Annotated in this window: 11 protein-coding genes; 6 read left to right on the forward strand and 5 right to left on the reverse strand. The window is 63.5% G+C overall.

Annotation, left to right across the window (positions count from 1 at the left end):
- The first annotated feature begins 84 nt into the window (after positions 1-84).
- Positions 85-489: a YccF domain-containing protein gene (locus tag IVA74_RS28555; RefSeq protein ID WP_247349792.1), complete on the forward strand. Its 405-nt coding sequence runs from the start codon at positions 85-87 to the stop codon at positions 487-489.
- A 497-nt stretch (positions 490-986) separates the two neighbouring features.
- Here IVA74_RS28555 and IVA74_RS28560 read toward each other — a convergent pair whose 3' ends face one another.
- A complete protein-coding gene (locus IVA74_RS28560) occupies positions 987-1,913 on the reverse strand; it encodes a LysR family transcriptional regulator (RefSeq protein ID WP_247349793.1) in 927 nt (308 codons plus the stop codon).
- A gap of 161 nt (positions 1,914-2,074) precedes the next feature.
- On the opposite strand from IVA74_RS28560, the gene IVA74_RS28565 reads away from it, so the two are divergent.
- Positions 2,075-3,055, forward strand: a complete 981-nt coding sequence (locus IVA74_RS28565) for a tripartite tricarboxylate transporter substrate-binding protein (protein ID WP_247349794.1) — start codon at positions 2,075-2,077, stop codon at positions 3,053-3,055.
- A gap of 929 nt (positions 3,056-3,984) precedes the next feature.
- Complete coding sequence (gene ppc, locus IVA74_RS28570) at positions 3,985-6,774, forward strand: phosphoenolpyruvate carboxylase (RefSeq protein ID WP_247349795.1); 2,790 nt, start codon at positions 3,985-3,987, stop codon at positions 6,772-6,774.
- Between the two features lie 63 nt (positions 6,775-6,837).
- Here ppc and IVA74_RS28575 read toward each other — a convergent pair whose 3' ends face one another.
- From IVA74_RS28575 to IVA74_RS28590, 4 genes are all read right to left on the reverse strand, one after another.
- Positions 6,838-8,013, reverse strand: a complete 1,176-nt coding sequence (locus tag IVA74_RS28575; protein ID WP_247349796.1) for an SMP-30/gluconolactonase/LRE family protein — start codon at positions 8,011-8,013, stop codon at positions 6,838-6,840.
- A 114-nt stretch (positions 8,014-8,127) separates the two neighbouring features.
- Positions 8,128-9,042, reverse strand: coding sequence for an SDR family oxidoreductase (locus IVA74_RS28580; protein ID WP_247349797.1), 915 nt, complete (start codon positions 9,040-9,042; stop codon positions 8,128-8,130).
- A 5-nt stretch (positions 9,043-9,047) separates the two neighbouring features.
- Positions 9,048-10,187: a thiolase gene (locus tag IVA74_RS28585; RefSeq protein ID WP_247349798.1), complete on the reverse strand. Its 1,140-nt coding sequence runs from the start codon at positions 10,185-10,187 to the stop codon at positions 9,048-9,050.
- A 3-nt stretch (positions 10,188-10,190) separates the two neighbouring features.
- Positions 10,191-10,604 carry a Zn-ribbon domain-containing OB-fold protein gene (locus tag IVA74_RS28590; protein ID WP_247349800.1) on the reverse strand — a complete coding sequence of 138 codons (414 nt, stop codon included), beginning with the start codon at positions 10,602-10,604 and terminating at the stop codon, positions 10,191-10,193.
- A gap of 193 nt (positions 10,605-10,797) precedes the next feature.
- Between IVA74_RS28590 and IVA74_RS28595 the strand changes: the two genes are divergently transcribed.
- The 3 genes from IVA74_RS28595 (at position 10,798) to IVA74_RS28605 (ending at position 13,693) form a co-directional block, all read left to right on the forward strand.
- The gene (locus IVA74_RS28595; protein ID WP_247349802.1) at positions 10,798-12,147 is read left to right on the forward strand and encodes an amidase; all 1,350 of its coding nucleotides are present in this window, start codon (positions 10,798-10,800) and stop codon (positions 12,145-12,147) included.
- The gene (locus tag IVA74_RS28600) at positions 12,140-12,826 is read left to right on the forward strand and encodes a DUF2848 domain-containing protein (RefSeq protein WP_247349804.1); all 687 of its coding nucleotides are present in this window, start codon (positions 12,140-12,142) and stop codon (positions 12,824-12,826) included. Before IVA74_RS28595 ends, IVA74_RS28600 begins: the two co-directional genes overlap by 8 nt.
- Positions 12,827-12,946: 120 nt before the next feature.
- Complete coding sequence (locus IVA74_RS28605; RefSeq protein WP_247349805.1) at positions 12,947-13,693, forward strand: 2OG-Fe(II) oxygenase; 747 nt, start codon at positions 12,947-12,949, stop codon at positions 13,691-13,693.
- Position 13,694: the final 1 nt, after the last annotated feature.

Consider the following 13,694-nt stretch of genomic DNA (forward strand, 5'->3'; position numbering starts at 1 on the left):
TACAAGAATGGCCAACGACCTGAGTGGCGTCACGGACCACCGGTCATGCTATACTAACGGGATCATCGACCTCCGGATCATCCCATGGCCCCTGTTTCCATCCTGCTCAACCTGCTCTGGATCCTCATCGGCGGCGCCTGGATGGCGGTCGGCTGGCTGATCGCTGCCGTTATCATGGCCATCACCATCATCGGCCTGCCGTGGGCGCGGGCGGCGTTCAACATCGCCGTCTACACGCTGCTGCCGTTCGGTTCGAAGGCGGTCAGCCGCGACGAGGTCACCGGAATGAGCGATATCGGCACCGGCCCGCTCGGGGTGATCGGCAACATCATCTGGTTTCTGCTGGCCGGCTGGTGGCTGGCGCTCGGCCATGTCCTCACCGCCCTGGCCCTCGCGATCACCATCATCGGCATTCCCTTCGCCTGGGCCCATTTGAAGCTCGCGGGCATCGCGCTCTGGCCGATCGGCAAGGTGATCGTGCCGGCTTAAGGCGTGGACCCGTCAATGTCGGCCTCCGGCTGCAGAGCGGAAGTCGCCCGGCTTTGGGTAGGGCTATCGCATTTGAGGGGCTTCCCCGCGGCCCATCCTTCGAGACGCCCGCCGTTGGCGGGCCCTCAGGATGAGGGGGGAACACGTGGTTGCAGTTTCAACGAAACCCGACGTAGCTCAGCCTCATCCTGAGGAGACCGCGAAGCGGTCGTCTCGAAGGATGAGGCGCTTGCTCAGCTCATAGCTCGTAGAATGGGTAGAGCGAAACGCATCAATCCGCCCGCCGGTGACGAAGGATGATGGGTTTCGCAAGGGCTCAGCCCATCCTACTGGCGGGAGTCATGGCAGGCGCGATTCGCAACAGTTAGCGGCTATCCGGCTGCCTTAGGATACGGTCTGATGATCCGTGCATCGTCGCCCCATCTAGCGAGGCGGGGTGCGCTCAATTGCCTTCCGCACACAATTCCCCGCGTTGCACTCAGGATATTGAACCCTTCCTATCTCGCAGTTCGACGAACGCACTCGATAAAGAGCTTTGCGGCTGGGCTGAGCGCGCGATTCTTGAGTGTCACAATTGCGACAGGCCGCGGCTGCGCGGGAAGTCGAATTGGAAGTACCTTGAGAGAGCCGCCATGGTTGCCAAAGCGAAGAATCGATGTTGGAAGCATCGTCACAAATTGTGCACTGGCAGCCAGTCGACAGCACAGATGCATTGAGAGCGTCGTAATGGGCGCACGTGGCAACTCTGTACTACTCGCGCGGAACAACTCGGCGGTGAGTGACCCGTGCATGGTATCCGCGGGAGGCAGAATCCAACGCTCGCCGACTAGATCGGCAAGCTTGAGTTTACGCATCCGTGCCCATTTGCTCTGACGGCCGGCTACCACGACGACCTGGTCGTCATACACGACTTCCGCCTTTAGATCGGCTTCCTTGAATGGCGTCGGAATGCGACCCAGCATGAGATCGATGCTGCGCTCACGCAACTCACGATAATGCAGTTTGCTAATGACAGCTTGCGCGACGTCCAAGTGAATTCGGGGCTGCTCACGTGTGAAGCGCTCGATGACTGCCGGCAAGAGACCGGCCGCAATACTCTCAGTACTGCCGATGTGCAACTCTCCCACAGACGGGTCGGCGAGAAATGCGATTTCGTCGACGCCCTGCTTGAGTTCGTCGAAAATCACTCGGCCTCGCGCGACCAGTGCGCGGCCGTATGCCGTCGGCTCGATCCCGCCTCGGCTGCGGTCGAGCAAACGAAGTCCGAACGTGTGTTCCAAGTCGGTGATTGCCTTCGATACGGCGGGCTGCGAGATCGCCAGCTCTGCCGCAGCCTTTCCCATGCTTCCGCGCTCCACGACCGTGAGCAGAATACGGAGCTCGCGCAGCTTCAGGCGGCGCCGAATGCGATCGACCAACGACATGACCACGAACCTGCCAAATCGGTTATCGAACCATCACATATCAGAATTGGACAGAAATGTCTGCGTGATGCACGCTTTGATTGATGAGGCATCCGAAATCGAATGTCTGGCCTTGTGCTGAGAACACGTTGCGGAAATAGGGGAGCCACGGGAGGCGGCTTATGGGGACGCGTCGTGACTTTTTGATAGCGTCGGCGGCCGGTGTCGCTTTCTCCGTCGCTGGTCCCGTGCCGCAAATCATTGCCGAACCGCGTGTGAAAACGGCGCATATCCTAACAGGCTTCACAGCCGGGTTGCCTGATTCTGTCGCGAGGCTCCTTGCGGAACAGATGAAGACCTATGCAACGTCGATCGTCGTCGAACCTCGACCAGGCGCGAGTGGTCGTGTCGCCGTGGAAGCCGTGAAAGCCGCTCCCCCGGATGGATCGGTCGTTCTGTTCGCGCCGACTGGTTTCCTCACGCTCTTTCCTCATACCCACAAGAAGCTGAGATACGAGCCTCAGGATTTTGCCCCAGTGTCGACCGTTGCGTCGTTCGCTGCAGCTTTGACGGTGGGGCCGCGAGTGCCAGAGGAGGCGAGGACGCTTGCCGATTTCGTCTCGTGGTGCCGTGTTAACGCAAAGGATGCGACCTATGGCACGCCAGGAGTTGGAACCAGTATGCACCTAATCGGTGCAGCGTTGGGACGCGGGGCAGGCTTCGAGTTTCTTCACGTACCGTATCAAGGTAGGGCGGCAATCCAAGACCTCCTCAAGGGCGAGATCGCATCGGCGATCATGCCAATCGACAGTTCCTTAGGTCTCGTGCAAGCCGGCGAACTGCGCGCCTTAGCAACCACCGGTCCAGCCCGTAGCCGGTTTCTTCCCGATGTGCCGACGATGGTAGAAGCCGGCTATCCCTTGCTCAAGGACGTCACATGGTTTGGGTTCTTCGTTCCGGCCAAGACACCGCCAGATATCATTGAAGGCCTCAATGGAGCTATTCAGGCGGCTCTGCGAACGAGTGTCATAGAGCGCAGCCTGGCAAAATTATCAGTCGAGATCGACTCGATCTCAATGGACAACTTTGCACAACTACTCGCATCGGAATCGGCTCGATGGAAAGGGATCGTGCAAGCAACCGGGTTTAGCCCGAACGACTGAGCTCGTGAGATGGGTAGAGCCCTTGCGAAACCCATGCTTCGTCATCGGCGAACGGATTGATGGGTATCGCTGGCGTTCTATCCATCCTCGGCGCTCTGCGCTGCGATGAGAGAGCGCATCGCTGGTGCTGCGCACACAATTCCCCGCGTTGCCCGACGGGCAAAACACGCCGCATGCAGGTCAAGGGTGGCGCTCCCAAATATTCTGATTGACCGAATTTATCTCTTCGGGTAAACCGCAAGACATCCCGGCCCGCCAAAAGGGCGTTTCGCGATCGTCACGATACGTGAGCCGGGATGCGATGGACGCGGCAGCGCCGGCGCGTGACGAGGTGGCAGGGCGGGCTACGCCTGTGAGCCATCGCGCTCTGCGCGAACGACCCGGCGCGGTCACAGCGTTTCTTTTCGGCTTCGGTGGCGAGCACGCGCGAGCTTCCGGATGTCCGGGGAGGGACGTCCGCGGACGGCAAAAGCGTGTGGTCCTGACGCCCGGGGTCTGTGCGTCAAGGCTTGCGGTGATGTGCGGCCCGACCGGGTGCGCGCATCGATCATCCGCAAGGCGACGGGGGCAATAGTGCATCGCTCCCCGGGGAGAGCGCGCCATAAGCCGTAAAACCATTGCGCAGGGAAGGCCGGGATGTCCCGGCATCACCTGTGGGTCACCCCGCGTGCGTTTTTCGCGTGCGGACCCTGGGTGCCAGCCGGCGCCCGGCCTTCCCTGCGCCCTTTCTTCTCGATAAGGGCGAAACGGACAGCAAAACTCGGGCGCCTGCGCCGCGAGGCCGCGGATATGCGCGCGCCCGCCAGCGACGCGCACGATGATCGATGACGTTGCCGCGCCGCCCCCAACTTCATCTTGCGCTGCGGCAAAAAACTTGCACACTCGTCGCCACCGGGGAGCCACAGGGTGCTCTAGAAGCGGAGCCAGCCATGTCCCTCCAGACCGTACCATCCGACGCCACCGATCTTCGCCCCAACCGCCCTGAGGACGTCCAGGCGCTGGAGGCGGATACGCAGCTGCGCGACGACATCCGCCTGCTCGGGCGCATCCTGGGCGATACCGTTCGCGACCAGGAGGGGGCCGAATTGTTCGACCTGGTCGAGCGTATCAGGCAGACCTCGATCCGGTTTCACCGCGACGAGGACCGGCTGGCCCGCCGCGAGCTCGAGCAGATCCTCGACAGCATGTCGACCTCGGAGACCGTGCGGATCGTCCGCGCCTTCAGCTATTTCTCCCACCTCGCCAACATCGCCGAGGACCAGAACAACATCCGCCAGATGCGCGCCGGTAAGGGTGGCGGCTCCGGCGTGCTGGCCGAGACGCTCGCCCATGCCAGGGCGGCGGGCATCGGTGCCGATGCACTACGCAATTTCTTCAAGAGCGCGCTCGTCAGCCCGGTGCTGACCGCGCATCCGACCGAGGTCCGCCGCAAGAGCACCATGGACCGCGAGATGGAGGTCGCAGCCCTGCTCGACCGCCGCGAGCGCGTCGCGCTGACCGCCGATGAGGCCGCCGCCAGCGACGAGCAGCTCCGCCGCGAGGTGCTGACGCTGTGGCAGACCAATTTGCTGCGCCGGACCAAGCTCACGGTGCTCGACGAGGTCGCCAACGGCTTGTCGTTCTACGATTACACGTTCTTGCGCGAGGTGCCGCGGCTGGTCAACGCGCTGGAGGACCGGCTGGAGGAGGGCGGCGAGCAGGCAGCCGGCGAACTCGCCTCGTTCCTGCGGATGGGAAGCTGGATCGGCGGCGACCGCGACGGCAATCCCTTCGTCACCGCCGACGTGATGCGCGGTACGCTGCGGCTGCAGTCGAGCCGCGTCATGCAGTTCTATCTCGAAGAGCTGCATGTGCTCGGCTCGGAGCTGTCGATCGCTGCGCATCTCGCCGACGTCTCCGAGGAGCTGCGGACGCTGGCCGAGCGCTCGCCCGATACATCGCCGCACCGGAGCGGCGAGCCCTATCGCCTCTCGGTGTCAGGCATCTATGCGCGGTTGACGGCCACGGCCGAAAAGCTCGAGGTCGAAATCACGCGCCGGCCGGTGGGCAAGGGCGCGCCGTATGACAGCGTCAGGGAGCTCAAGGCCGATCTCGACGTGCTGCACCGCTCGCTGATCTCCAACAACGCCCGCGTCATCGCCCGCGGCCGGCTGCGGCTGCTGCGCCGCGCGGTGGACTGTTTTGGCTTCCATCTGGCGCGGCTCGATATCCGCCAGAACTCGGCGGTGCACGAGCGCACCATCGCCGAGCTGATGGACGCCGCCAACCCCGGCATGTCCTACCTCGCGCTTGGCGAGGAGGCGCGCATCTCGCTGCTCACCAACGAGCTGCGCTCAACGCGCTCGCTGGTGTCGCCGTTCGTCAAGTACAGCGACGAGACGATGGGCGAGCTCAATGTGTTCCATGCCGCCGCGGAGGCGCATGCGAAGTTCGGCTCGGACGCCATTCCCCAATGCATCATCTCGATGTGCAAGGGCATGTCCGACATGCTCGAGGTCGCGGTGCTGCTCAAGGAGGTCGGCCTCGTCCATCCCTCCGGGCGCAGTGCGATCAACGTCGTGCCGCTGTTCGAAACTATCGAGGATTTGCAGGCGTCATCCAGCATCATGGACCGCATGCTGTCGCTGCACGATTACCGACGGTTGGTGGACAGCCGCGGCAGCGTGCAGGAGGTCATGCTCGGCTATTCCGACTCGAACAAGGATGGCGGCTTCGTCACCTCGGGCTGGGAGCTCTACAAGGCCGAGATCGGCCTCGTCGACGTGTTCGAGCGCCACGGCGTGCGGCTGCGCCTGTTCCACGGTCGCGGCGGCTCGGTCGGCCGCGGCGGCGGTCCGAGCTATGATGCCATCATCGCCCAGCCCGGCGGCGCCGTGAACGGCCAGATCCGCATCACCGAGCAGGGCGAGATCATCTCGTCAAAGTATTCCAACGCCGAAGTTGGCCGCAACAATCTGGAAATCCTTGCCGCGGCGACGCTGGAAGCAAGCCTGTTGCATCCGCGCCAGAGCGCGCCGCGCCGCGAATATCTGACCGCGATGGACGAGCTTTCAAGTCTCGCCTTCAAGGCCTATCGCGGTCTCGTCTACGAGACCGACGGCTTCGTCGATTACTTCTGGGCATCAACCGTCATCAACGAGATCGCGACGCTCAACATCGGCAGCCGCCCGGCCTCGCGCAAGAAGACCCGGGCGATCGAGGACCTTCGCGCGATTCCCTGGGTGTTCTCCTGGGCGCAATGCCGCCTGATGCTGCCGGGCTGGTACGGTTTTGGCAGCGCGGTCGAGCAGTGGATCGCGGAGCATCCCGACAAGGGCATGCCGTTCCTCAAAGAGCTCTACCGGGAATGGCCGTTCTTCCGCATGCTGTTGTCGAACATGGACATGGTGCTTGCGAAAAGCTCGATCGCAATCGCCTCGCGCTATGCCGAGCTCGTGCCGGATGAAGCACTGCGCGAAAAGATCTTCGGTCGCATCCGCCGCGAATGGCATTCCTGCATCGAGACCCTCTTGGACATCATGGGCCAGGACCGTCTGCTCCAGGGCAATCCGCTGCTGGAGCGCTCGGTGCGCCACCGCTTCCCCTATCTCGATCCGCTCAACCATGTGCAGGTCGAGCTGCTGAAAGAGCACCGCGCGCAGAACCCGGACGAGCAGGTGCTGCGCGGGATTCAGCTGACGATCAACGGGATTTCGGCGGGGTTGAGAAATACGGGTTGATGAGGGCGAGTAGCGAACAGATGCGTGTCCGAACCGTTCGCTACTCGCCACGCGCTTATTGGCTCAAGGCTTCATCGAACCCTGTGCACTCGTGTAGACAGCATAGAGCGAACTCGAGCCGCAGATGTACAGTCGATTTCGCTGCTGACCGCCGAAGCAGAGATTGGCGACCGTTTCCGGGAGGTGGATCTTGCCGAGCAATTCGCCCTCTGGAGTATAGCAGCGCACGCCGTCCTCGTTCGGATCGCCCCAGCCCACGGAGCACCAAACGCGCCCGGCCGTGTCGGTTCGCATCCCGTCGGTAATGCTGGGCTTGGGCATCTCCGCAAACACCTTGCTGTTCGAGACCTTTCCGGACCCAATATCCACGTCGAATACGCGGATATGGGAGGGATTATCGGGGCCATCAGTGAAGCCGGTATCGATGACGTAGAGTTTCTTCTCGTCGGGCGAGAAGGTTATCCCGTTGGGTTCGACGAAGTCGTCGACGACAACCTTGATCTCCCCGGATCTTGGATCGACCCGGTAGACGTTGTTTTTTGCCTGCTCCTTCTCGGCCTTGATACCCTCATAATAGCCGCCGATCCCGTAGCCGGGATCGACAAACCAGACCGATCCATCGGAAGCGACGACCAGATCGTTGGGCGAGTTGAGCTTCTTGCCGTTGTAACTGTCGGCAATGATGGTGATCGAGCCGTCGAGCTCGGTCCGGGTGACGCGCCTGCCGCTGTGCTCGCAAGTGAGCAGGCGTCCTTCGCGATCGATGGTGTTGCCGTTGGAGTTCATCGAAGGCTGGCGGTAGACGCTCGTATGACCGTCATCCTCGGAGAAACGCATGATGCGGTTGTTGGGAATATCGCTGAACAACACGTACCGGCCGGCCGGGAAGTAGACCGGACCCTCGGCCCATCGGAAGCCGGTTGCTACGCGCTCAACAGCCATCGTGCCCGCGAACGCAGGAAAACCAGAGGGCCCAAACGATGGTGGCCCCTTCTTGGCCGATTCCAAATGGGAGTCCGGGTAGCGGCTGCCTGGCAGCGGTCCCAACGGCAGCGGCGCCGTCGATCTCGTTGGAGCGCCCGTCTGGCCCAATGGCATGACGGAGGCTGCCAAGCTTGCGTTGGCGGTAAAGCCTGTCGCGGCGACTGCCGCCGCTGCGCCCTTCAAGAGGGCACGACGGCCGAGGCCATCGCGCTCTGTTGCAATCGTGTCGCTGGAGTTGGTCAGTATTCTTGTCATGGTTTCCTCCCGAAGTTGTGTTGGGAGGGAACGATCCGCCTGCAATCGGGCGTAAAGCGGGCGATCTCCGGCCGGACAACCGGAGATCGCAATGCAGCAACAGGTGGAGTTCGCTTACACGGGATCCCACGGGAAGATGTCGGCGGAGCGGTCGAGCTTGTAGAACGATCCCTTCAACGCCGGCATGCCGTGCTCGGCGATCGATTGCGGCGTCCAGCCTTCGCTCCGATGCACCGAGCGCAGCGGACGGTTCTGGCTGAACAGGAACAGCTCGTTCATGCGCGCGCCAAAGATCTGCCCGGAGACGTCCTTGGCGGCATCGGAGAGCAGATAGGCGCAGATCGGCGCAATTTTCTCCGGTCCCATCTGCTTGATCTTCTCGACGCGCGCCTTCTCGGCATCGGTCTCGGTCGGGATGGTGCCGATCATGCGGGTCCATGCGAACGGCGAGACGCAGTTGGAGCGGACGTTGAAGCGGCCCATGTCGAGCGCGATCGACTTCGACAGGCCGACGATGCCGAGCTTGGCGGCGGCGTAGTTGGCTTGTCCAAAGTTGCCGATCAGGCCGGAAGTCGAGGTGAAGTGCACGAAGGAGCCGGACTCCTGCTCGCGAAACAGCCGCGCCGCGGCGTGCGAGACGTAGAACGAGCCCATCAAATGAACCTTGATGACGGCCTCGAACGCTTCCACGCTCATCTTGTGGAAGATCATGTCGCGCAAGATGCCGGCATTGTTGACGACGCCGTCGAGCCGGCCGAAATGATCGGTCGCGGTCTTCACGATCTTGCTCGCGGGAATTGCCTCCGCCACCGACTCGAAATTGGTGACCGCGGTGCCGCCGCGCTTCTTGATCTCCTCGACCACTTCCTCAGCGGGGGATGCGCTCGAACCGGCGCCGTCGGAGGCGCCACCGGGATCGTTGACCACGACCTTGGCGCCTTCCGCCGCGCAGAGCAGCGCGATCTCCCGCCCGATGCCGCGCCCTGCGCCGGTGACGATGATGACCTTGTCTTGCAGTGATTTTGTCATGTGGATTACCTCTCGTTCGTAAACACGATCGTGCCCGACGCGGCGAACATGCCGCCGACGCCATGGCACACCGAAATCTTGGCGTTGGCCACCTGCGCCGGCGCGATGCCGCGCATCTGGCGTACGCTCTCCTGGAGCGCGTACATGCCGTACATGCCCGAATGCATGTAGCTCAATCCGCCGCCATTGGTGTTGAGCGGAAGCTTAGCCCCCGGCCGCGTGTTGCCGTCGGCGATGAACTTGCCGGTTTCCTCGTGCGGCATGAAGCCGAGATCGCCGAGGCCGAACAGCGGCAGATGCGCGAAGGCGTCGTAGATCATGAGATGGTCGACGTCCTTGTGGGCGATGCCGGCCTCCCTGAACGCCAGCGGCCCCGCGGTCTTGAACGCGCGCGAGGAATTAAAAGTCTCCATCTGGCTGACCATCGGCGTCTCCACGCTTTCGCCGGTGCCCATGATGTAGACGGGCTTGCGCGGAAAGTCCTTGGCGCGATCAGCCGAGGTCAGGATCAGCGCGCCGCCGCCGTCGGTGACGAGGCAGCATTGCAGCAGGCGGAACGGATAGGCGATCATGCGCGAGTTGAGGACGTCTGCGACCGTGATCGGGTCCTTCATCATCGCGCGCGGATTCTTTGCCGCCCATTCCCGCTGCACCACCGCGACCGAGGCGAGCTGCTCGTGCGTGATGCCGTAGGTCTTCATGAAGCGCAGCACGGGAATCGGGAACATGCTCGGTGGCCCATAGACGCCGAACGGCTGTTCGAACTGGCCGTTGAGGCTGTCCGGCGCCGTCGAGCGCGGCGCCTTGCCGATCATCGACTTGCCGCTTTCGGCGTGGGTGATCAGCACGGTCTTGCACAGGCCGGCCTCGATCGCAGCCGCGGCGTGGCGGACATGCAGCATGAAGGAGCAGCCGCCGACGGAGGTGCCGTCCACCCAGGTCGGCTTGATGCCGAGATAGTGGCAGACCTGCTGCGGTGTCTCGACTGCGGTGGCGAAGCCGTCGATGTCCGACAGCTTCAGCCCGGCGTCGGCAATGGCATTGAGCGCCGCGTCCGCGTGGAGCTGGAGCTGCGACATGTTGGGGATGACCCCGAGCTCGGTGGTCTCGGCGGCGCCGACGACGGCAACCTGGTTGCTGCGCATGGCCTATCCCTTCGCCGGACGGAACACGGGGAGGGTGATCTTGTCGTCGAGCGCCTCGAAGGCGACCTCGAGCTTCATATCGAGCTCAAGCGCCTCCGGCGTCTGCGGACAGTCGATGATGTTGCTCATCAGCCGCGGCCCCTCGTCGAGCTCGACCACCGCGATCGCGTAAGGCGGCGTGAAGCCGGGCGCGGCGGGACGGTGGTTGATCACGTAGCTGTAGAGAAAGCCTTTTCCGCTCGCCTTGAAGATGCTGACCTTGCGCGAGGCGCAGGAGGGGCAGAACGGGCGCGGCGGGAAATAGACATGCGCGCAGGCGTCGCAGCGCTGCAGGCGCAACTCGCCCGCCTTGGTGCCGTCCCAGAAATGCTGGGTCTCCGGCGTCGGTTTCGGTCGCGCGCGCTGCGGTTCGGCCATCTCGGAAGGTCCTCCCAGAGCTTGTTTTGTCAAGGGGCGGGTCTCAAGCTCGCCTGTTTCAATCTTGATGCGACAATCGACCATGGCGCGTCAACGGTCCAGCAATGCGCATGCATGCCATCATGCGCACAATGCTTGTGTCGAACCGAGGCAGCGCTATAGATTGCGCACGCAAATATTCCGTGAGACAGACATGCCCGATTTTCCGACGCTGGCGAAGCTCGCCGAAGACCTCGAAAGCGGCCGCACCACTTCCCGCAAGCTGGTCGAGGCTTGCATCGCCAGAATTGCCGATCCGGCCGGCGAGGGACAGCGTGCCTTCATCCATGTCGACAAGGACGCGGCGCTCGCGGCGGCGGATGCGATGGACGGTTTGCGCAAGGTGAAGGCGGCGCCCTCGCGCTACGCCGGTATCCCGGTCTCGATCAAGGATCTTTTCGACATCAAGGGCCAGGTGACGCGCGCCGGCTCCCGCGCGCTCGACGATTCCTCGCCGGCCGAGCAGGATGCCCCCACGGTGGCGCGGCTGCGCAAGGCGGGCTTCGTCGTGATCGGGCGCACCAACATGACCGAATTTGCCTATTCCGGCATCGGCATCAATCCGCATTACGGCACGCCGAAGGGCGCCTGGAACCGGGCCGAGGGCCATGTGCCCGGTGGCTCGTCCTCGGGCGCCGCGGTGTCCGTGCTCGACGGCATGGCGCACGGCGCGCTCGGCACCGACACCGGCGGCTCCTGCCGCATTCCGGCGGCCTATAACGGCATCGTCGGCTACAAGCCGACGCAGCGCCGCGTGCCGCTCGACGGGGCTGTGCCGCTGTCGTTCTCGCTCGACAGCATCGGGCCGCTGGCACGATCGGTCAGTTGCTGTGCCATACTCGACGCCGTGCTCGCGAACGAGCCGGTCGTTGCGCTGAAGCCTCGCCCGGTGAAGGGCATGCGGTTGGCGGTGCCGACCACGATCGCGCTCGACGACCTCGATCCGGACGTGGCCAAGACGTTCGAGCGTGCGCTCAAGAGCCTCGCCGATCATGGCGCGATCATCGAGCGCATCGCGATGGCCGAATTCCACGACATCGGCCCGATGAACGCCAAGGGCGGCTTTGCGGCTTCCGAAAGCTTCGCCTGGCACCGCTACCTCATCACGTCCAAGGGCGACGTCTACGATCCCCGCGTTTCCGTGCGCATCATGCGCGGCGAGGCGCAGAGCGCGGCCGACTACATCGATCTCCTCAACGAGCGCCGCTCGCTGATCGCCCGCGTCAATGCGCGCCTTGCGCCCTATGACGCGCTGGTGCTGCCGACCACCGCCAATACGCCGCCGAAGATCGCCGATCTCGCCGACGACAAGGCGTTCACCAGGGAAAACCTGCGCGCGCTGCGCAATTGCACCCTGATCAACATGATCGACGGCTGCGCCATCTCGCTGCCTGCGCATCGCGAGGGCGACGTCCCGGTCGGCCTGATGCTGGCGGGCGCGGGCGGATCGGACCGCCGTATCTTTGAACTTGCTGCCGGCATGGAGGCCGTAATTCGTGTTTGACCTGACTTTCACCGTCGACGCCCAGGACACCACAACGCCACTGACACTGGCGATCGACCAAATGGTCATCGCCGGCTGGACCGGCCGCGACGCGATCGCGCGCGACAAGCACATCACGGAGCTGGAGGCTATGGGCATTGCCCGGCCGGCCTCGACGCCGATCTATTATCGCGCCTCGGCACGGCGGCTGACCATGGAAGACCGCATCGAATGCACTGGCGGCGATTCCAGCGGCGAGGTCGAATTCGTGCTGATCGGCTGGCAGGGCCGCATGTTCGTCGGCTGCGGCTCCGACCACACTGATCGCAAGGTCGAGGCCTACAGCGTCACCGTGTCCAAGCAAATGTGCGACAAGCCGATCGCATCCACGCTGTGGGAGATCGAGGACGTCATCGGCCATTGGGACAGGATGATTTTGCGCTCCTACGCCTTCATCAAGGGCGAGCGCGTGCTCTACCAAGAGGGCACGCTGGACGCGATGCTGCCGATCACCGATCTCATCGCGCGCGGCTTCGAAGGTGGGAAATTCCCCGACGGCTGCGCCATGTTCGGCGGCACGTTCGCAGCCAAGGGCGGCATCCGCCCCGCCGACCGCTTCGAGTTCGAGCTGGAAGACCCTGTGCTGAAGCGGACGATCAAGCACGGCTATGATGTGGTGACGCTGCCGGTGCTGGGCTGAGCTATCGCCACCGTCATTGCGAGGAGCCCTTGCGACGAAGCTTCGCTTCGCTCGCGATGACGGAGAGATAGTCGGGAATCGGGTGGCGCCCGGCGGACCAAGCTTGCGAAGGTCGTAGCCATGACAGCAACAGCACGCAAATCGACGCTTCAGTCGCCAATCGACCTCGCCGCCCGCGTCGATGCCCTGGACTGGCCGCAGATCGCCGGCGATCTCGACGCCCAGGGCTGCGCCGTCCTGAAGGGTCTACTGACGCCGGAGCAATGCCGCGCCACGGCCGCGCTCTATCCTCACGACACGCACTTCCGCAGCCGCATCGTCATGGGCCGCCACGGCTTTGGCCGCGGCGAGTACAAATATTTCTCCTACCCGCTGCCCGATCTGATCGCGCAGTTGCGCCCGACGCTCTACGCGCATCTCCAGGGCGTCGCCAATCGCTGGAATGAGGCGATGGGGATCGACATTCGCTACCCCGCCGCGCATGCGGCGTTCCTGAAACGCTGCCACGAGACGGGACAGGCGCGGCCGACGCCGCTGCTGCTGCAATACGAGGCTGGCGACTACAATTGCCTGCATCAGGATCTCTACGGCGAGCACGTGTTCCCGCTCCAGGTTGCGATCCTCTTGTCGGAGCCGGAACGCGACTTTACCGGCGGCGAGTTCGTGCTGACCGAGCAGCGTCCGCGCATGCAGTCCCGCGCCGAGGTGGTGCCGCTGACGCAGGGCGATGCGGTCGCCTTTGCCGTGCATCACCGTCCGGTGCAGGGGACACGCGGCACCTACCGCGTTAATCTGCGCCATGGCGTCAGCCGGATTCGCTCCGGCCAGCGCCACACGCTGGGTGTGATCTTTCATGATGCCAAATGAG

This window comes from Bradyrhizobium sp. 132 (assembly GCF_023074185.1).
Lineage (GTDB): Bacteria > Pseudomonadota > Alphaproteobacteria > Rhizobiales > Xanthobacteraceae > Bradyrhizobium.